This window comes from uncultured Anaerotruncus sp. (assembly GCF_902490045.1).
In the GTDB taxonomy this organism is placed as follows: Bacteria; Bacillota; Clostridia; order Oscillospirales; family Ruminococcaceae; genus Anaerotruncus.
This window is the reverse complement of sequence record NZ_CABUCJ010000003.1, coordinates 33789-52858: the sequence shown is the minus strand read 5'-3', so window position 1 is coordinate 52858 and position 19070 is coordinate 33789. Positions and strand designations below refer to the sequence as shown.

The following is a 19070-nucleotide window of genomic DNA, read 5'->3' as shown; positions in this document are numbered from 1 at the left end:
AGGATCTTCTCCACATCCGCGTGCGGCCTCGGGATGACGTGGGTAGCGACGACCTCGCCCAGTCTCGCGGCGGCGGCCCCGCCTGCCTCGACGGCGGCCTTCACCGCACCGACGTCCCCGCGGACCATGACGCTCACGAGCCCCGACCCAATCTTTTCGGTGCCGATCAGCGTGACGTTCGCGGCCTTGACCATCGCGTCCGCCGCTTCAATGTTTGCTACCAGACCCCTGGTCTCGACCATGCCCAATGCTTCCATCATCGTAATAATCTCCTTTGCGTCGTTGTCGGTTTCGGCTTACTTGAGCGACGGGAGGATCTTCTCCACATCCGCGTGCGGCCTCGGGATGACGTGGGTAGCGACGACCTCGCCCAGTCTCGCGGCGGCGGCCCCGCCTGCCTCGACGGCGGCCTTCACCGCACCGACGTCCCCGCGGACCATGACGCTCACGAGCCCCGACCCAATCTTTTCGGTGCCGATCAGCGTGACGTTCGCGGCCTTGACCATCGCGTCCGCCGCTTCAATGTTTGCTACCAGACCCCTGGTCTCGACCATGCCCAATGCTTCCATCATCGTAATAATCTCCTTTACGCTGTCATTTTTATGTAAGTTTTGCGCTCCCGTTTAATAGTTGTGCTCGTCGAAGCGGTCGCGGCCGACCGCGCAGAGCTTCGAGAGCTTTTTGGTGTCCTCCGCCTCGCGCCCGATGACGTGGTGGGTGACGTAGAGCCCGCGGGCCTTCGCCTCCCGCACCCCCGCCTCGACGGCCTGCTCGACGGCGGAGACCTCCCCGCCGATCTTGACGATCATGATGAGCGGCACCTCCGCCGCGTCGCCCGCCGCGGGCTTATTCTTGTCGAGCGCGAGGATTTTGACGTCCGCCGCCTTGGCCGCGGCGTCCGCCACGACGATCGACGTGACGAAGCCGCAGACCTCGATCATTCCAAGCGCCATCGTGTTCCCTCCCCGCCCCGGCGGATGCGCCGGAAATTACTGCGCGACATACGCGATCTTGATGCCCTGCTGTGAGAGGTTCGTCTCCATCGCCTCGTTCATTTTGTCGAGCGGGAAGCGGTGGGTGATCAGCTCCTCGAGCGGCACGCCCATCCCCTTGGCCCGGCGCAGGAACGCCATCGTGACGGGATATTCGTGCGCGCCGTAGGTCCACGAGCCGACCAGCATGATCTCCTTGTTGCAGAGGTCGAAATGCGGGTTGATGGTGCAGTCGCCGTTGTTGACGAAGAAGCCCATCTCGCAGAGGCCGCCGCCCCGGCGGATGTACTTGTAGACATCCGCCGCCGCGCCCGGATTTCCGGTGCACTGGTAGGCGAAGTCCGCTCCCGCGCCGTCGCTCATCCCCCTGACCGCCGCGACCCGCTGGTCCAAGGCGGGCAGCTCCTTGAAGTTGACCGTGTCGGTCGCGCCCAGCCGCTTGGCGAAGGCGAGGCGGTTGTCGTTGCCGTCCACCGCGATGATGCGGTCGATGCCCGCCACATGCAGCGTGGCGATCATCATGAGGCCGACCGGGCCGCAGCCCTGCACGAGCACCTTGCTGTTGAAGTTGAGGCGGCCCGTCTTTTTGCCCTGCTCGAGCGCGTGGGTCGTGACCGCCGCCAGCTCGAGCAGCATCCGCTGGTCAAGGGAGAGGTCGTTGACCACAAAGAAGGTCGAGCCCTTCGTAATCAGCAGGTGGGTGGAAAACCAGCCGCAGAGGTGGTTTTTGTCGTTGTCCGGGATGAGCCCGTAGACCCCCTGGTTTTCACAGAGCTGGGGGGAATCGGGGTGCATCAGGCAGCCCCGGCACTCGCCGCAGGAGATGACCGAGGTCACCAACTTGTCGCCCACCTTGATGGGATGGCCCTGCGAGTCGTGCCTGATGTTCCTGCCCAGTGCGATGACCTCGCCGGTGCCCTCGTGCCCGAGGACGAGCGGGATATAGCCGAAGGGGTCGCCCTTCCACTCGTGCACGTCGGTGCCGCACACGCCGCAGCCCTCGACCCTGACGAGGATTTCGTCGTCGCCCGGCTGGGGGATGGGGAACTCCTTCACCTCGAAATGCTTGGCGGCGGTCAGCATCGCGGCCCGCGCCATGCCCGGAGAGGGTGCGGACGTCCCCATCTGGGAGAGGACCGAGCGCACGATGGTTTCAATCTGGTTCGCATTGATGTCCATAATGATGTAACCTCCCGATCTGCAATTGGGCCGTCAGACGATCCGGAACGAGTCCACCATGGCGCAGCGCCTGCGCCGGCAGAAGCTCTTGGCCGAGGTCAGCCCTTCCCCGGTCGGACCCGCTATGGTAAAGGTGCAGTGCCCCTCCCCGCCCACGCCGATGCCCGCGTAGGAGGGCGCGTTCTTGACGAAGATGGTCGTCTCGATCGCCCGCGCGAATTTCGTGAGGTGGTCGATGTTTTTGGAGTGCATGTGGGCGGTGTGCCGGAGTCCGTGCTCCGCCTTGACCGCCAGGTCGATCGCCGTGTCGATGTCCGGCACCCGCACGATCGGCAAAATCGGCATCATGAGCTCGATCTGTACGAACGGGTCGTCGAACTGCGCCTCGCAGATGACGCAGCGGATTTCATCCCCGGCCTCGATCCCGATCTCGTGGAGGATTTTTTTCGCGTCGCGGCCGACCCAGTTTTTGTTGATCGTTTTCCTGCCCTTCTTGTCCTCGACCAGCACCACCCCTTCGAGCTGCCGCATCTGCTCGCGGCTGATGAGGCAGGCGCCGTTCTGGGACATGTAGTAGATCAGCTCGTCGGTGATGTTCTCAAAGGCGAACACCTCCTTCTCCGCGATGCAGGGAAGGTTGTTGTCGAAGGTGCAGCCGTCGATGATGTCCTTGCCCGCCTTCTGGATGTCGGCCGTGTCGTCGACGATGACGGGCGGGTTCCCCGCGCCCGCGCCGATCGCCTTTTTGCCCGACGAGAGCACCGCGCGCACGACGCCCGGGCCGCCGGTGCAGCAGATCATGCGCACCTTGGGGGATTTCATCATGATGTCGGAGGTCTCCATCGTGGGCTTGCGCACCGCGACGGCGAGGTTCTCCGGCGCGCCCACCGAGCGGGCCGCCCGGTTGACGAGGTCCACCGCGTAGAGCGAGGTCATCAGCGCCCCGGGGTGGGGGTTGAAGACCACCGTGTTGCTGCCCGCGATCATGCCGATCGAGTTGCAGAGCACCGTCTCGCTCGGATTGGTGGAGGGGGTCATCGCGCCGATCACGCCGAAGGGCGCGAGCTCGAGCAGCGTGAGCCCCTTGTCCCCCGTGATCGCCTCGGTCACGAGGTCCTCGGTGCCGGGGGTCTTCTGGGCCACATAGCGGTGCTTGAGGATTTTATGCTCCACGCGGCCCATGCCCGTCTCCGCCACGCCCAGTCTGGCGAGCGTCTCGGCCTCCTCGAGAATCAGCCGGCGGATGGCGGAGATGATCTCCTCCTTCTCCTCCACCGACATGTCGTAGAGCTTTTTCTGCGCCTTCCAGGCGGCGTCGATCGCGTCGTTCATATCTTCGAACACGCCGAGATAGGTTTTCCCGTCGATCACCATCCCGGAGGGAGCCTCGGAAACCGCCATGCCCGCGATCACCTGGCGGACGATCCCCTCGATCTCCTTTTCGCTGATGTTCATCTGCTGTATTCCTCCCTTATGCCTGCGCCAAAAATCTCCAGCGCGTAGTCCGCAAGGTTCGTGTCCTGTTTTGCCGTGCCCCCGCTGACGCCGAAGCCGCCGACCAGCCTGCCGCCCTCCACCAGCGGGACGCCTCCGCCGAAGACGACGATTCGCCCGCCGTGCGTCTGCTGGAGGCCGTAGAGGGAGCCGCCCGGCTTACAGAGCTCCGCGAGCTCGGAGGTCTTCATCCGCATCGAGACGCTGGTGAACGCCTTGTCCCGGGCGATCTCAACGCTCGCGAGCAGCGCGCCGTCGTCCCGGAGAAGCGCCGCGGGATTGCCCCCCTCGTCGCACACCGTGGCGGTCACCCGCAGGTTCTCCCGCCGCGCCTCTGCAAGCACTTGGCGGCAGAGCGCCAGCGCCCTTTCGAGGAACCCGCCGCCGAACTCCTCCGGCGGGACCGCCGGGCCGGGCCCCTGCGCGTCGGCCATGCGGGCCATCGCGTAGAGCAGGTCGGAGAGGCGGTTGAGGTAGCGCATCGCGTCGGGCGTGATTCCGCCCGTCTGCCTGGCGGCGGCCATCTCCCGCTCCGCGCGCCGCGCGATTGCCCGGGAAACCCCAAGCGCCGCGCCGCCCGCGGTCTGTCGGGCGGGGCCCTCCCCGGCCGAGGCCGTCATGAGGTCGATGGATTCCTCCATCCCCCGCACACGGGCGGCGTCGGCGAACCTTTCGCCGCCCGAAAGCTCGGCGGAGAGGGCCGCCACGTCCCGCCGCAGCGTCCCCGCGACCTCGGAAAGCCCCGCCGGGAGCTTCCCGGCGGCCGCCCCGAGCGACGCGTCCAGTTCCTCCAGCGCCCCGAGCAGGGAAAACACGGGGGCGTTTTTGGGGATCATCCGGCGGTTTCCCGTGCTGGAGAACCCGGTGTCCCCCGCCCTTGTGTAGATACTCATCGGTGATCCCCCTCTCCGGAGGCTATGTAACGCCCCGCAATTTTTTATTTGCCGAGCGAGGCCAGCACCTTCTGTGTGATCTCGCGGATCATCGCCTCGTTGGAGGCGGGGTTCGCGGCGGCGGCCGGTTTGGCCGCGCAGGAGGCCTTTTGCTCGGGAGTCATGCAGCGGCATTTGTCGGTGCCGCGGTTGGCGCAGCGGGAGCAGCCGGGGTGCCGTCCGGGCAGCTTCATCTGCTTGCGGATTTCAATGAGCCGCTCGATCTGCTCGCAGGTCAGCTCCTGCGCGCCGCCGAGCTGCTTGGCGTAGAGGCTCACCTTCGCCCAGTATTCGAGCGTCTCCATGCGGAAGTACGCCTGGGTCAGATCGACGCCCACCGACAGCGCGCCGTGGTTTTCCAGCAGCACCGCGTCGTGGTCCTTGAGCGCGTCGGAGATCGCCTCGGGAATTTCCATCGTGGAGGGGGTGCCGTATTTGGTCAGCGGCACCTCGCCGAGGAAGATGATGACCTCGGGCATGATCATGCTGTCGAGCGGCATGCCGCAGACGGCGTGCGCGGTCGCGACCGGCGGGTGCGCGTGGACGACGGCGGTCACGTCGGGGCGCTCCTGGTAGACGCGCAGGTGCATCTTGAACTCGGAGGAGGGTTTATACTTGGCGTTGGGCTCGAGCATGTTGCCCTGTCCGTCCACCTTGAGGATCATGTCGGGGGTCATGTAACCCTTGGACACGCCGGTGGGGGTGCAGTAAAACTCGTTCTCGCTGATCTTCACGGAGAAGTTGCCGTCGTTGGCGGCGACGAACCCGTTCTGGTAGATGCGGCGGCCGATGTCACAGAGCTGTTTTTTGATTTCGTATGCCGATGCCATAAATTTCGTCTCCTTTTTCACACTGTTTTGCAGAAGGTGGTTGCATTTCCTGTTCATTCCTGCTATCATCTTATCAAGATTAATCAAAACAAGCTATATTTGGCGGCGATATTGATCATTTTACCTCTATAACTTGATCTGTAATCCATTTTGATCATCTGTGATCGACAGAAGGAGGAAACCAGATGCTCGCCTACGAACGCAAGCAGCAAATCCTCGACTATATGCGCGAGCGGGGCCGGGTGGTCACCGTCGAGCAGCTGTGCGCCGCCGTCTTTGCCAGCGGCGCCACCGTCCGCCGCGATCTGCGCGAGCTGGAGGAGAGCAAGCTCATCCGGCGCACGCGCGGCGGGGCGATCCTCGTCGAGGGGAGCACGAGCGAGGACCCGCTCGCCTTCCGCGAAAACCAGAACGCGATGAAAAAGCAGATCATCGCGGACATGGCCTCCCGGCACATCTCCGACGGCATGACCCTCTTCCTCGATTCGTCGAGCACCGTCTTCGCGCTGGCGCGGACCCTCGACCGCTTCACCAACATCAAGGTAATCACCAACGGGCTCAAGACCTCCCTGCTCCTCTCCGAATTCAAAAACGTCAAGGTCTTCTGCACCGGCGGCACCCTGCGGGAGAACTCCAAATCCCTCGTCGGCGAGACGGCCTGCGGCTACATCGACCGCTTCAACGCCGACATCGCCTTCATGTCCTGCCGGGGCTTCAGCATCGAGCGGGGGGTGTCGGAGGCGAGCGAGGAGGAGGCCGCCGTCAAGCGCCGCTACCTCGCCAACTGCAAAAAGGCGATCCTCCTCTGCGACCTCTCCAAGATGAACGTCGACTTCCTCTGCAAGCTCGCCGCCCTCTCCGACTACTACGAGGTGATCACCGAGCGCAAGGAGACCAACGACCTCTGCAACCAGCACACCCAGCTCCACCGGCCGAACTGAATCGATAAAAAGGGCCTTCCCTGGCGGGAAGGCCCCCGGCTTGCAAAAAATCTTTTTGGCAAGCCGAGGACCCGCTTCGGCGGGATTCTCCGCTCGCTCTGCTCGCTCAACGTGCGGCAGGAACCTGCGGTTCCCCCACACACGCCCCCTCCCTTTTGGACCGATGGGGTTTACCGGTGTGGATATCGGCTTGTGTTTTTCAAAGGGCCTTCCCTGGCGGGAAGGCCCTTTTTCATGCGTTATTCCCCGGTGACAACGCCCTTGCGCAGGATGATGTTGGCGTAGAGCGCCATTTCGGAGGAGGCAACGACCGCGTAGGCCTCCTTCGCGCGCTCATAGAAGGCGAAGCGTTCGATCATCTCGATTTTGTTGTTCACCGGCTCGTGGCGGCTGATGATCTCCCTGTACTCGTCCCAGATGACCGGCTTGCAGGGATCGCCGGGGACGACCTCCATCAGCCCCGCCTGATAGTCGCTGTAGGAGTCGAGCGGCATGAGCCGCAAAATCGCGTCGAGGATCTTCGGCACGCCGTTGCCGTCGCAGCGCACGAGGCGTTTGGCCATCGCGGCATGCGGGAAATTTCCGTCGCCGATCACGATCGTGTCGCCGTGGCCCATCTCCATCAGGATTTTGAGCAGCTCGGGCGGCAGGACGCTGGGGATGCCCTTTAACATCGCAATTCCTCCTTCGGCTTGCCGGATATGACGGCTTTTCCGTTGTCGTAAGGGGGCGGCGGTCCGCCGCCCCCTCTCATTGTTTTTTCAGCGGTAGAGCGGCCCGTACTGCCCGCAGGCGCGGTAGTCCGCCGATTCGAGGTCCCGGGTGCCGTAGGAGGCCCAGGTGTGCGGACGGTAGACCGCGTCGTCCTCCACGTTGTGGAGCGAGACGGGGATGCGCAGCATCGAGGCCAGCGTGATGAGGTCCGCTCCGATGTGCCCGTAGACGAACGCGCCGTGGTTCGCGCCCCAGTTGGCCATGACGCTGTAGACGTCCTTGAACGCGCCCTTTCCGGTCAGGCGGGGGGCGAACCAGGTCGTCGGCCAGGTGCGGTCGGTGCGCAGGTCGATCTTCTCGTGCATGTCGTCGGGCAGCAGGGCGGTCCAGCCCTCGGCGAGCTGGAGCACGGGGCCAAGCCCGTCGACGAGGTTGAAGCGCACGAGGGTGACCGGCATCTCCGCGTGGGTCCTGAAGTGGGAGGAGAACCCGCCGCCGCGGAAGTACTCGTAGTTGGCGCGGCACCAGTCGGTCGCATCGAGCATCGCCTTGATGTCGTCGCCGGTGACGTCGAACCACCGCTTCATGCAGCCGCTGCCGTCCTCGTCCTTCGAGACGCCGGTGGCGTCGAGCGCCGCGGCGCCCGAGTTGATCAGGTGCAGGAAGCCGTTGGCCGCGACGCCGCCCGGGCGGCGGCCGCACACCCGCTCGACCGCCTCGGGGCTCCAGTAGGTGCGCACGTCGGCGAAGACGGGGGCGCGGCCCGTCAGCAGCGTCTCAAAGAGCATGGCGACGCCGTTGCAGGTGTCGTTCTCGGTAGCGAGTACGGTCGGGCACTTTTTGCCGTTCCAGTCGAAGGTGCTGTTGTTGATCGCCTCCATGAAGTCGCCGTTGGGGAGCCAGTCGGTCCACTGGCGCTGCCCCTGGAAGCCGCCCGCGATCGCGTTGCGGCCGAACGACTCCTCGTGCCAGCCCATCTCGGCGAGCTTGGGGTTGCCGTACATGATGTCGCGGCAGACGAGGGTCTGCTTGACGATGAACTCCCAGTCCTTATCGGCCGGGACGACCTTGGATTTCGTGATGACCTCCGGCAGGCTCTTGCCGGCGTTGCAGTCGAAGCCCTCCCTGCAGTTGGCCTTGACCCATTTGAGCGCCCGGTCGTACTCGTCATGGTCGTAGATCTCCAGCGTGATGCGGCGGACGATCTCGGTCATGTCGACCCACTCGGCGCGGATGCCCAGGTATTTCTGGAAGAAGTCGGCGTTGCAGTTGGAGCCGGCGATGCCCATCGCGACGCCGCCGAGGTTGACGTACGCCTTGTCCCGCATGAGCCCCACCGCGACGGCGCAGCGCGCGAACCGCAGGAGCTTCTCCGAGACGTCCGCGGGGATCGAGGCGTCGTCGGCGTCCTGCACGTCGTGGCCGTAGATCGAAAAGACGGGCAGGCCCCTCTGGGCGTGGGCGGACATGGCCGCCGCGAGATAGACCGCGCCGGGGCGCTCGGTGCCGTTGAAGCCCCAGACCGCCTTGATGGTCAGCGGGTCGAGATCCATCGTCTCGCTGCCGTAGCACCAGCAGGGGGTGACCGACAGGGTCGCGACGACGTTTTCGGTGGAGAACTGCTCGGCCACCCTGGCCGCCTCCGCGCCGCCGCCGATCGTCGTGCAGCCGAGGACGCACTGGACCGGGGTGCCGTCGGGATATGTAAGGTTCTTCGAGATCAGCTCCGCCGCCGCGTAAGCCATGCCCATCGTCTGGTTTTCAAGGCTCTCGCGCACGCCGCCCCACCTGCCGTCGATGACCGGCCGGATGCCAATTTTCGGATAACTCATGAAACAACCTCCTTCAGTTTTGACTGTTGAACAAAATTCGGACGGAGCGTCCGGATGTTTTTATTACCTGTGTCCAATTCTACACAATCGCCCCGCAAAAGTTAATTCGTTATTTTCCTGAAATTGGTCGTAATCCTATGAAAAAAGGGACGGCGCGAGCCGTCCCCTTTTTAGTCTCATCCCCCGGGCAGGAGATATTGTTTAAAGCGCGCGTAGGCCGCCTCCCACGCCGGAACGTCCTCCGGCAGGTATTCGGCCGGCTCGAACGAGCGGGAGATGATCCTCCGCGCCTCCCACACGTCGGAGATGTCCCCCTGCGCCATCAGCTGCACCGCGATGTTGCCCAGTGCGGTCGCCTCGATCGGTCCGGCCACCACCCGGCAGCCGGTGGAGGAGGCCGCCATGCGGCAGAGGAGATTGTCCTTGGTGCCGCCGCCGACCATGTGGATGCTGTGGTAGTCCTTGCCGGTGCAGTCGCGGATCTGATCGAAGGCGCATCGGTATTTGAGCGCGAGGCTCTCGTAGATACAGCGCATGATCTCGCCGACCGTCCGCGGCTCCCCCTGCCCCGTGCGCTTGCAGAAGGCGCGGATGCGGCGGGGGATGTCGCCCGGCGCGACGAATTCGGGCGCGTCGGGATCGATGAAGAAGCGGAAGGGCTCGGCGGCCAGCGCGTGCTTTTCGAGGTCGTTGTAGCTGTACTGCTCCCCCTCGCGGCGGTACTGACGGCGGGTCTCCTGGATCATCCAGAGGCCGATGATGTTTTTGAGGAACCGCACCGTGTACCCGTAGCCGCCCTCGTTGGTGATGTTGTAACGCAGGCTCTTCTCTCCGATGACCGGCTCCCTGAGCTCGGTGCCGAAGAGGGACCAGGTGCCGCAGGAGATATAGATGAAGTCCTCCTCCGCCGCGGGCGCGGCCACGACCGCGCAGGCGGTGTCGTGGCCCGTCACCGAGGCCACCTTCACCGGTCCGACGCCCAGCTCCTCCTGAATCTCCTGCGACAGGACGCCCAGCGGGGCGCCCGGCTTCACGATGTCGGGGAAGAGGTCCTCCGGGATGCCCAGCCGCCGCATGATTTCCCTGTCCCACTGGTGGGTGCGCGGGTTCATGAGCTGGGTGGTGGAGGCGATCGAATATTCCGCCGTCTGTCTGCCCGTCAGCAGGTAGCCGAACAGGTCGGGCATGAGCAGCGCGCGGCTGGCGCGTTCAAGCAGCTCGGGGCGCTTTTTCGCGAGGGCGTAGAGCTGGAAGATCGTGTTGAGCTCCATGAACTGGTTGCCGGTCGCCCGGTAGAGCTCGTCGCGGCCGATGACTTTGCAGACCTCCTCGATCATCCCGGCGGTGCGGGCGTCGCGGTAGTGGACGGGATTCTGCATCAGGTCGCCGTTCCGGTCGAGCAGGCCGAAGTCCACCCCCCAGGTGTCGATGCCGATGCTCTCGAATCCGCCCAGCGCCTTGGCCTTGGTGATGCCCTGCTTGATCTCGTGGAAGAGGGCGAGCACGTCCCAGTAGAAGGTCCCGCGCACCGTGACGGGGTTGTTGTCGAAGCGGTGGACCTCGGTGAGCGCGATGCGCTCACCGTCGAATTCCCCGAGCATGGCGCGGCCGCTCGACGCCCCGAAATCAAATGCCAGCAGTCTCTTTTTCATCTCATGACACCCTTTTCCTCTTGATTTATTCCACGCTCGTGAACGGGAACATCAGCTTCTGGTTCTCCTTTTTGTATAGGTCCTCCTTCTTGATGATCACGCTGTCGGTGTTGACCACCTCGGGCACCGTCCCGCCCTGGAGGATCGAAACCGTGTTGGAGACGCTCAGGTACCCCATGTTGAAGGGGTTCTGGATGACGAACGCCTGGATCGTCCCCTGCTCCATAAACTGGATCTGCTTTTCCGAGCTGTCGCAGGCGATCAGCCCGACCTCCCCCTCCAGCCCGAGGTCCCGGATCGCGTTGGCCACGCCGAGCGCCGACGACTCGTTGAGCCCCACCATGCAGCGGATTTCCGGATGCGCCAGGAGCATCTCCTTGGTGCGCTGCCGGGAGAGGATCTCCGAGCCGTCGCAGTAGTCGAGCGCGGCCACCCGGTCCGGCCCGCCCGCGACGTTTTCCAGAAGCCCGTCCCGGCGCTCCACCGCCGTGCGCGCCCCCTCGACATGCCCCATCACGCCGATCTTCTCCCCGGGCGGGACCGCCTCGTCCACCAGCTCGGCGAGCTTGCGCCCCATCGCGGCGTTGTCGGTGCCGACAAAGCACCGCCTGCCGTCGTAATGGACGTCGCTGTCGACCGTGACGAGCAGGATGCCCGCGTCGGTCACCTCCCGGCAGACGGGGGCCATCCGCTCATAGTCGCTCGCCGCGAGGATGATCGCGTCGGGATGCCTGGCGATCGCCTCCCGCACCAGCTCGATCTGGCGGTCGACGTCCTTTTCCATCGGCGGCGCGGTCACCTCGCAGTTGACGCCGTATTCCGCGGCGGCCGACTGCACCCCCTGCTCGACCACCCGCCAGAAGTCGGGCGGGTTGGCCAGCGCCTTGAAGATCACCTGGATGTTGTAGCGCGCGGCCGGCTCCTCCTCGGGGAGCAGCGCGCGGCCCTCGTGGAAAAAGAAGAAGAGCAGCGCCCCGAAGCAGCAGACCAGCGCGGCCAGCAGCAGGAAATAACGCCGTTTAAACATCATCTTCATCACCGCCTTCGATCACCGGCAGCCAGATCTCCACCCGGGTGCCCTCGCCGGGCGCGGAGAAGTAGTGCAGCCCGTATTCCTCCCCGAAGCAGAGCCGGATGCGGTTGTTGACGTTGATCACGCCGATTCCCCGGTCGGTGTCGGGGCGCGGGACGAAGAGCTGTTCCAGCTGCTCGGCCGTCATGCCCACGCCGCTGTCCGCGATCGTGATGGTCAGCCGCTCCCCCTCGGCGCGCGCCGAGATGGCGATCTCGCCGCCCGCCTGGCTCATCTTGACGCCGTGGTAGACGGCGTTTTCCACGATCGGCTGGAGGATGAGCTTGGGGGTCATCAGCCCGAGCAGACCGGGCGGCACGTCGACCCGCCAGGAGAGCTTATCCTCATAGCGCATCTTCTGGATGGTGAGGTAGCTTTTGATGTTCTCCACCTCGTTGAGCAGCGTGACGAGGTTTTCCCCCTTGCTGATGCTCGTGCGGAAGAGCCGCGCGAGCGCGGAGGTGACCTCCACAACCTCGTCGTTTTTGCCGCCGGCGGACATCCAGATGATCGTGTCGAGGGTGTTGTAGAGGAAGTGCGGGTTGATCTGCGCCTGGAGCGCGCGGATTTCGCTCCTGCGCTTCTCCTCCTCGTCCCGCACTGTCTTCTCCATCAGGTCCTTAATGCGAGAGATCATGACGTTGAAGGTCTTGCTGAGGTGGCCGATCTCGTTGTTGAGCTCGATCTCCGAGCGCACGTCGAAATTCCCCACCTCGACCTGGTGCATCGTGTTCTCGAGCATCTTGATCGGGTTTGTGATCGTCGTGGAGATGAGCACCGCGAAGGTCATCGCAAAGAGGATGGAAATCCCCGCGAGGCGGAAATAGAAGTCGATGATGCTGCTCTTGTCCTTGATCAGTTCGTCCACGTTCACCACCCCCACCGCGCTCCAGCCGGTCAGCTCGGAGTAGTTGCGGGTGTAGATGCGGTTGTTCACCTCGTCCCGCAGGTAGGCGTCCCGCATCTTGAGGATCTCCTCGACCAGTTCGCTCTTGACGCCCGAGTAGAGGAGCTGCTGCTGCGGATGGTAGATGATGTTCTTATGCCGGTCGATCAGATAGATGTAGCCGTTCTTGCCCAGCTGGGCGTTTTCGCAGATCGCCTCGATCGAGCGGTAGTTGAGGTCGATCACCATGACGCCCGTGACCTCCCCCGTCTCGGGGTCGAGCACCGACTTGGAGATCGAGATGACCCACTTGTACTCCCCCGACACGAGATTCTGCACGTGGGAGGGGGAGACGACGATCTCGTCCTTGTAGGACATCGGCTTCAAATACCAGTCGGTGACGTTGAACTCGGAGTTTTCGTTGACCTCCTTTTCGACGTCGCTGAGCACCACATCCTTATACTTGGAGATCACCGCGATGTTGGTGATGTCGCTGCGGGTGTTCGCCACAATGTCCATGTGCGCGGCCGCGTTTGCGCGCAGCCGTTCCAGCTCCTTCTCCTCGATGTAGGAGAGGCGCTTGTCGTGGTGCCGGTTATAGAAGGCCATCACGTCCCGCACGTCCTTGTTCTCGACGACCACCTTCGCCATGCTCTTCATGTTGTCTATGTAGGAGTCGATGCTCGCGTTGATCTCCCCGAGCAGGCGCACGGTGTAGTTGATCGAGATGCTCTCGATGTCGTTCATCGTGTAGTAGTAGGAGACGAGCGAAACGAGCAGCACGATGATCGAGATGAGCAGCATGAAGGAGAGGATCATCGTGCCGCGCACGCTGTAGGGGTTGAGCGCCTTCCGCAGTTTCTTCCAGACCTTCCGCACGTCTTCCCTCCCCATTCAGAGCTGCGGCGCGGCGTCGCCGCGCCGGCTGAACTCCCTGTATTCCTTGGGCGTCATGCCGGTCACCCGCTTGAAGGTCACGCTGAAATAGTGCGGGTCGGAGAAGCCCACGTCCTCCGCCGCCTCGTAGGTGCGCCGGTCGGTGAAGGCCAGGATCTGCTGGGCCCTCTCCATGCGCACCCGGGTCAGGTATTCCACAAAGGTCGCGCCGGTGCGCGACTTGAAGATCGCGCTGAAATAGCTCGTGCTGATCGCGAGGTGCTCGGTGATCATATTGAGGGAGAGCCTGGGGTCGCTGTAGTGCTCGCGGATGTATTTTTCCGCCTTGCTCACCTGGGCGGCGGCGGTGTCGCTCTTGGTGAGGGCGAGAATCTTGAACGCCTTGTCGCATACCTCGTCGATCATCCGCTCAAGCCTCCCGAGCGTCGGGGCGGAATAGAAGTTGAACTGCTCCCACGTCCTTTCGAGCGACTCCACCTCGGCGCCGCCGATCAGCTCGTCGGTCAGCCCGATAAGGGCCATCATCAGCTTCTGGCTGTAAAGCACGCACCGCTCGAAGGGGACGTGGCTGGCGCGGAGCTGCCCGACCAGCCCGTGCACGGGGCGGCGCGGGCGCCCCCGGTCGAGGGTCTTGACGGCGGCCTCCAGCTGCCGCTCGCAGCTGAAATAGTCGATCTCCCGCGTCTCCCGGATGTCGACGTCCGCCACGCAGGTGACGCTCGACTCGCCATAGAAAAACCGATAGCCCAGCGCGGTCTTCGCCTGCGCGTGGGAGAGGTGCAGCTCGCCGAGGCAGGCGACCGGGTCTCCGACGCCGCCCGAAACGGGCACCTGCAGCGCGGCTCCCGCCGTCTTGGAGATCGTCCGGCAGAGTCCGACGGTGGCCGTGCGGAGGCCGTCGGGCTCCTGCGAGCTGACGATCAGCTTGGTCAGGCCGTCGTTGCCCTGGAAGGCCAGGGTCCCGCGGCTGTTTTCCGCGAGCTCCTGCGCGATGTTCGCCAGCCCGTAGCGCATCAGCTCAAGGCTGCCGCCGTCGTCCTCGGTCGCGGGCGCACGCAGGTCCACGTCGAGCACCGCCGCGATGTGGCAGCGCCCCGAGAAGTCCAGCTTGTGCGCACGGCAGCTCTCCTCGATCCGCTTCGCGTCGAGGCGGCGGGTCATGAGCTGGTTTAAGAAGTAGCTGGCGACGATCTGCATCGAGTCGTCGACATTGCGCAGCCGGCGTTCGTCGAGCTCCCCCCGCAGCCGGTCGGTCAGCTCGTTGATGCTCGCCGGGGTGACCGGCTTGAGCACATAGTCGTACACCTGCATCTTGATCGCCCGGTGGGCGTACTGGAAATCGTCGTAGCCGGTGAGAATCACCACGACGGTGTTGGGCAGGTGCTCGTTGATATAACGGGTGAGCTCGAGCCCGTCGACGAAGGGCATGCAGATGTCGGTGATCAGCACGTCGGGCACAAAGCCCCCCTCGAGCTTTTCGATCGCCTCCCGCCCGTCGCGGCAGCCGACCGGCGGGTCGAAGCCGTGCTCCTCCCAGCGGATCGTCCGGAGCATCGCGCCCAAAACTTCGAGTTCATCCTCCGCAAGCATGATTTTGTACATGTTGACGCCTGTGCCTTTCTGGAAATGTCTATTTCTGTTCATTTTCATGTTATCGGAAAACGCACCGCCTTACAAGAGAATTTCCCCTGAAAAGTAAGAATTTGAACAATTTATGGAAAATTCTCTATGGGATTCCCCCGGGGAAGCCTCTATAATGAAAATCAGCGGACAGCATATGTCAAATTATATAATTTATTTTTTTAATATTATTATTTTTTGTATTATGTTGACAAATACAACCAATAGGGGTGATTCTGCTGTGAGTGAACATACCAGCCCGGAAAGCCCGGTCATCCTTCAGATGGTCGGAATCGACAAGCGTTTCCAGGGCGTCCACGCGCTGAAACAATGCCACCTGGAGCTGCGGCGCGGGGAGATCCACGCGCTCGTCGGGGAAAACGGCGCCGGTAAGTCGACGCTGATGAAGGTGCTCACCGGCATCTACAAGGCGGACGAGGGCAAGATCCTCTACAACGGCAGGGAGGTCCAGTTCAAAAACCCGAAGGAGGCCCAGGAGGCGGGCATCTCGATCGTTCACCAGGAGCTCAACCTGATGAACCACCTGACCGCCGCCCAGAACATCTTCATCGGGCGGGAGTGCAAGGGCTTCTTCCTCCACGACGACCAGATCAACGCCGCCACCCAGAAGCTCTTCGACCACCTCAAGCTGACGATCAAGCCCACCGACAAGGTCGGCTCCCTCACCGTCGGCAAACAGCAGATGGTCGAGATCACCAAGGCGATCTCCTTCGATTCGTCGGTGCTCATCCTGGATGAGCCGTCGGCGGCGCTCACCGAGGCGGAGATCACCGAGCTCTTCAAGACGATGAACGACCTGCGGGACCGCGGGGTCACGATGGTCTACATCTCCCACCGCATGGACGAGATCATGGAGATCACCGACCGCATCACCGTCATGCGCGACGGCGAATACATCACCACCCTCAACACGAAGGACACGAACCTCGATGAGATCATCAACGCGATGGTCGGGCGCACCATCTACGAGGAACCCAAGACGGTGAGCAACGTTCCTCCCGACGCGCCGGTCGTGCTCGATGTGGAAAACCTCGTCTCCAAAGACGTCAAGGGCGTCTCCTTCCAGTTGCATAAGGGCGAAATCCTCGGCTTTGCCGGGCTGATGGGCGCCGGGCGCACCGAGACGGCGCGCCTCATCTTCGGGGCCGACCCCCGCGGCGGGGGCGTCATCCGCAAGAACGGCAGGGAGCTCCACATCAAAACCCCCGAGGACGCGGTAAAGGCCGGCATCGGCTACCTCTCGGAGGACCGCAAGCGGTTCGGGCTCGCGGTGGGGCTGTCGGTAGCGGACAACACCGTGCTCGCAGACCTCGAGGAATTCTCCCGCGCCGGCTTCGTCGACGACCGCAGGGTCCGCGAGGCCACGCAGGAGTACGTCGGGAAGATCAACATCAAGACGCCGTCCGTTTCCCAGCTCATCCGCAACCTCTCGGGCGGGAACCAGCAGAAGGTCATTATCGCCAAGTGGCTGGTCCGAAACTGCGACATCCTCATCTTCGACGAACCCACGCGCGGCATCGATGTCGGCGCCAAGAGCGAAATCTACAAGCTGATGAACGAGCTGGCGCGCGAGGGCAAATCGATCATCATGATTTCCTCCGAGCTGCAGGAGGTCCTGCGCATGAGCGACCGGGTCGTGTGCATGTGCGAGGGCAGGCTTACCAAAATCCTGGATATTCAGGACGCCTCGCAGGAGGTCATCATGAAATACGCCACTATGAGAAATTAACGGAGGTCGTTGGTTATGGGGAACACAGCTAAAAAGCTCAACATTCAGAAACTCCTCGCCCCCGCGGCACTGGTCATCCTGTACATCTTCTTCTGCTTCTTCGGCAAGAACTTCTTTTCCACCGGCACCCTCGTCAGCATCCTCGACAGCACCTACTATGTCGGGATGATGGCGTTCGGCATCACCTTCGTCATCATCACCGGCGGCATCGACCTGTCGATCGGCACCAACATGATGATGTCCGCCCTCATCGCAGGCTACCTCTACACCAAGGGCGTGAACATCTGGCTCTGCCTCGTGGTCATCGTGATCATCGCCACCTTCGTGGGCTTCATCAACGGCACCCTCATCTCCCGCCTCAAGCTCCCGCCCTTCATCGCCACCCTCGGCATGATGATGATGACCCAGGGCTTCGGCTCGATCATCACCAAGGTGCAGACCCAGCGCTTCCCCTCCGGCTTTGACGCGGACGGCGGCTACAAGGCGGTCTTCTACAAGACCCCCGGCGGCTTCCCCTCCGGCATCGTCTACATGCTGGTCTTCTTCCTCGTCGCGATGCTCCTGCTCAACAAGACCCGATTCGGCCGCTACACCTACGCGATCGGCTCCAACGAGGAATCCGTCCGGCTGTCGGGCGTCAACGTCATCAAGTGGAAAACCCTCGTCTACACCGTCTGCGGCTTCTTCTGCGGCCTTTCCGCGATCGTCTACGCGGCCACCTACACCACCATCATCCCCGGCACCGGCAACGGCCTCGAGATGAACGCCATCGCGGCGGTCATCATCGGCGGCACCTCGATGGCGGGCGGCGTCGGCACCATGTCCGGCACCCTGATCGGCGCGCTGCTCATGAGCGTGCTCAAAACCGGCCTCATGTCGATGGGCCTGCAGGGCCACTTCCAGACCTTCTTCACCGGCCTCGTGGTCATCCTCGCGGTGCTGCTCGACATCTACCGCAACAAGAAGGCCTCCGCCGCGAAATAACCCGTCGCTCCCGCGGGAGGACTCCCGCGTCAAAATAGCCACCATTTGTTAAGGAGGAAAACAAAATGAAAAAATTCCTGGCAATCGTGCTCGCGGGCCTGATGCTGATCTCCATTTCCGCCTGCGGCTCCAAGCCGGCCGCGGAACCCGCCCCGGCCCCGGCAGCCCCCGCCGACACCGCGGAGCCCGCCCCTGACGCGGCCGAGCCCGCTCCCGCCGACAACGGCGAAAAGCCCTACATCGCGGTCGTCTCCAAGGGCTTCCAGCACCAGTTCTGGCAGGTCGTCAAGAAGGGCGCCGACCAGGCCGCCGCCGATCTCGGCGTCGAGATCACCTTTGACGGGCCGCCGACCGAGTCCGATATCGCCATCCAGGTCGACATGCTCAAATCCGCGATGGACAAAAAGCCCGCCGCCGTCTGCCTCGCCGCGCTCGACACCGAGTCGGTGAAGGAGCAGCTCCAGGCCTGCAAGGACAACGGCATCCCCGTCGTCGGCTTTGACTCGGGCGTTCCGAACGCTCCCGAGGGCTCCATCTACGCGACCGCTTCCACCGACAACTCCGCCGCCGCCGCGATCGCCGCCGAGCAGCTGTTCGCCGACGCCGGCTTCCAGGAGAAGCTCGCCGCCGCCACTCCCGAGGCGCCGATCAACGTGGCCGTCCTCTCCCAGGACGCGACCTCCGACTCGATCATCTCCCGCACCTCCGGCTTCATCGACAAGCTCGTTGAGCTCGTCGGCGCCGATTCCGTCAAGGTTGTCGGCCACGACAAGTATGCCAAGGACGCCGCCTCCGCAAAAGTGATCGTCAACGTCAACGTCCCGGCCACCACCTCCGCCGCCGACCAGAAGACCGGCGCTGAGGCGCTGCTCGGCCTCGACAACCTCGCCGCGATCTACGGTTCCAATGAAAACGCCGCCGGCGGCATCCTCGCCGCCTCCAACGACGGCAACGACTTCAACAAGGATACCGGCAAGTTTAAGGACATCATCGCCATCGGCTTTGACGCGGGCAAGACCCAGCGCGTCGCCGTCGAGAACGGCTGGTTCCTCGGCGCCGTGACCCAGGACCCCTACCAGATCGGCTACAAGGCCGTCGCCCTCGCGGTTGACGCCATCAACGGCAAACCCGCCGCGAGCCCGATCGTCGACACCGGCGCCAAGTGGTACAACGCCGAGGCGCTCCAGGATCCGTCGATCTCCGAGCTCGTCTACGAATAAAGCGAAATTCCCGTTCATTTCTTTCTCCTACTCTCGTCAAGCCGGTCTCCCGCCCTGCGCGGGGGGCCGGTCTTT

17 protein-coding genes are annotated in these 19070 nt (G+C 63.5%); 4 read left to right on the top strand and 13 right to left on the bottom strand.

Annotated features, from left to right (window positions below; all coding sequences use genetic code 11):
* The 7 genes from RDM88_RS00855 to RDM88_RS00825 form a co-directional block, all read right to left on the bottom strand.
* Positions 1 to 260 (bottom strand): BMC domain-containing protein (locus tag RDM88_RS00855; RefSeq protein WP_308752264.1); only part of this gene is annotated, 260 nt, incomplete at its 3' end.
* A gap of 36 nt (positions 261 to 296) precedes the next feature.
* The gene (locus RDM88_RS00850) at positions 297 to 572 is read right to left on the bottom strand and encodes a BMC domain-containing protein (protein WP_308752263.1); all 276 of its coding nucleotides are present in this window, start codon (positions 570 to 572) and stop codon (positions 297 to 299) included.
* A gap of 51 nt (positions 573 to 623) precedes the next feature.
* The gene (locus RDM88_RS00845; protein WP_101551613.1) at positions 624 to 953 is read right to left on the bottom strand and encodes a BMC domain-containing protein; all 330 of its coding nucleotides are present in this window, start codon (positions 951 to 953) and stop codon (positions 624 to 626) included.
* Positions 954 to 989: 36 nt separating this feature from the next.
* Positions 990 to 2171, bottom strand: coding sequence for a zinc-binding dehydrogenase (locus tag RDM88_RS00840; RefSeq protein ID WP_308752260.1), 1182 nt, complete (start codon positions 2169 to 2171; stop codon positions 990 to 992).
* 33 nt (positions 2172 to 2204) lie between these two features.
* Positions 2205 to 3626, bottom strand: coding sequence for an aldehyde dehydrogenase EutE (locus RDM88_RS00835; protein WP_308752258.1), 1422 nt, complete (start codon positions 3624 to 3626; stop codon positions 2205 to 2207).
* On the bottom strand, positions 3623 to 4558 hold the full coding sequence (locus RDM88_RS00830; RefSeq protein ID WP_308752256.1) for an ATP:cob(I)alamin adenosyltransferase: 936 nt from the start codon (positions 4556 to 4558) through the stop codon (positions 3623 to 3625). Before RDM88_RS00830 ends, RDM88_RS00835 begins: the two co-directional genes overlap by 4 nt.
* Before the next feature lie 44 nt (positions 4559 to 4602).
* Positions 4603 to 5427: a class II aldolase/adducin family protein gene (locus tag RDM88_RS00825; protein WP_308752254.1), complete on the bottom strand. Its 825-nt coding sequence runs from the start codon at positions 5425 to 5427 to the stop codon at positions 4603 to 4605.
* 185 nt (positions 5428 to 5612) lie between these two features.
* Between RDM88_RS00825 and RDM88_RS00820 the strand changes: the two genes are divergently transcribed.
* Positions 5613 to 6368 carry a DeoR/GlpR family DNA-binding transcription regulator gene (locus RDM88_RS00820; RefSeq protein ID WP_308752252.1) on the top strand — a complete coding sequence of 252 codons (756 nt, stop codon included), beginning with the start codon at positions 5613 to 5615 and terminating at the stop codon, positions 6366 to 6368.
* 239 nt (positions 6369 to 6607) lie between these two features.
* Here the strand turns inward: RDM88_RS00820 and RDM88_RS00815 are convergent, their stop codons facing one another.
* From RDM88_RS00815 to RDM88_RS00790, 6 genes are all read right to left on the bottom strand, one after another.
* Entirely contained in the window at positions 6608 to 7042 is a 435-nt protein-coding gene (locus RDM88_RS00815) for an RbsD/FucU domain-containing protein (RefSeq protein ID WP_308752250.1), read from the bottom strand.
* 87 nt (positions 7043 to 7129) lie between these two features.
* Positions 7130 to 8914: an L-fucose isomerase gene (locus tag RDM88_RS00810; protein ID WP_308752248.1), complete on the bottom strand. Its 1785-nt coding sequence runs from the start codon at positions 8912 to 8914 to the stop codon at positions 7130 to 7132.
* Positions 8915 to 9090: 176 nt separating this feature from the next.
* A complete protein-coding gene (locus tag RDM88_RS00805) occupies positions 9091 to 10566 on the bottom strand; it encodes a rhamnulokinase family protein (RefSeq protein ID WP_308752246.1) in 1476 nt (491 codons plus the stop codon).
* Positions 10567 to 10591: 25 nt separating this feature from the next.
* A complete protein-coding gene (locus RDM88_RS00800) occupies positions 10592 to 11596 on the bottom strand; it encodes a substrate-binding domain-containing protein (RefSeq protein ID WP_308752244.1) in 1005 nt (334 codons plus the stop codon).
* Positions 11586 to 13403 carry a sensor histidine kinase gene (locus tag RDM88_RS00795; RefSeq protein ID WP_308752242.1) on the bottom strand — a complete coding sequence of 606 codons (1818 nt, stop codon included), beginning with the start codon at positions 13401 to 13403 and terminating at the stop codon, positions 11586 to 11588. Before RDM88_RS00795 ends, RDM88_RS00800 begins: the two co-directional genes overlap by 11 nt.
* A gap of 15 nt (positions 13404 to 13418) precedes the next feature.
* Positions 13419 to 15023, bottom strand: a complete 1605-nt coding sequence (locus RDM88_RS00790; RefSeq protein ID WP_308752240.1) for a helix-turn-helix domain-containing protein — start codon at positions 15021 to 15023, stop codon at positions 13419 to 13421.
* A 301-nt stretch (positions 15024 to 15324) separates the two neighbouring features.
* Here RDM88_RS00790 and RDM88_RS00785 point away from each other — a divergent pair, with 301 nt between their 5' ends.
* The 3 genes from RDM88_RS00785 to RDM88_RS00775 all read left to right on the top strand — a co-directional run bounded on the left by RDM88_RS00785 (position 15325) and on the right by RDM88_RS00775 (position 18995).
* Positions 15325 to 16791, top strand: a complete 1467-nt coding sequence (locus RDM88_RS00785; RefSeq protein WP_308752267.1) for a sugar ABC transporter ATP-binding protein — start codon at positions 15325 to 15327, stop codon at positions 16789 to 16791.
* Positions 16792 to 16806: 15 nt separating this feature from the next.
* A complete protein-coding gene (locus RDM88_RS00780; RefSeq protein WP_308752238.1) occupies positions 16807 to 17775 on the top strand; it encodes an ABC transporter permease in 969 nt (322 codons plus the stop codon).
* A 65-nt stretch (positions 17776 to 17840) separates the two neighbouring features.
* Positions 17841 to 18995, top strand: coding sequence for an ABC transporter substrate-binding protein (locus RDM88_RS00775; RefSeq protein WP_308752236.1), 1155 nt, complete (start codon positions 17841 to 17843; stop codon positions 18993 to 18995).
* The last annotated feature ends 75 nt before the right edge of the window (positions 18996 to 19070 follow it).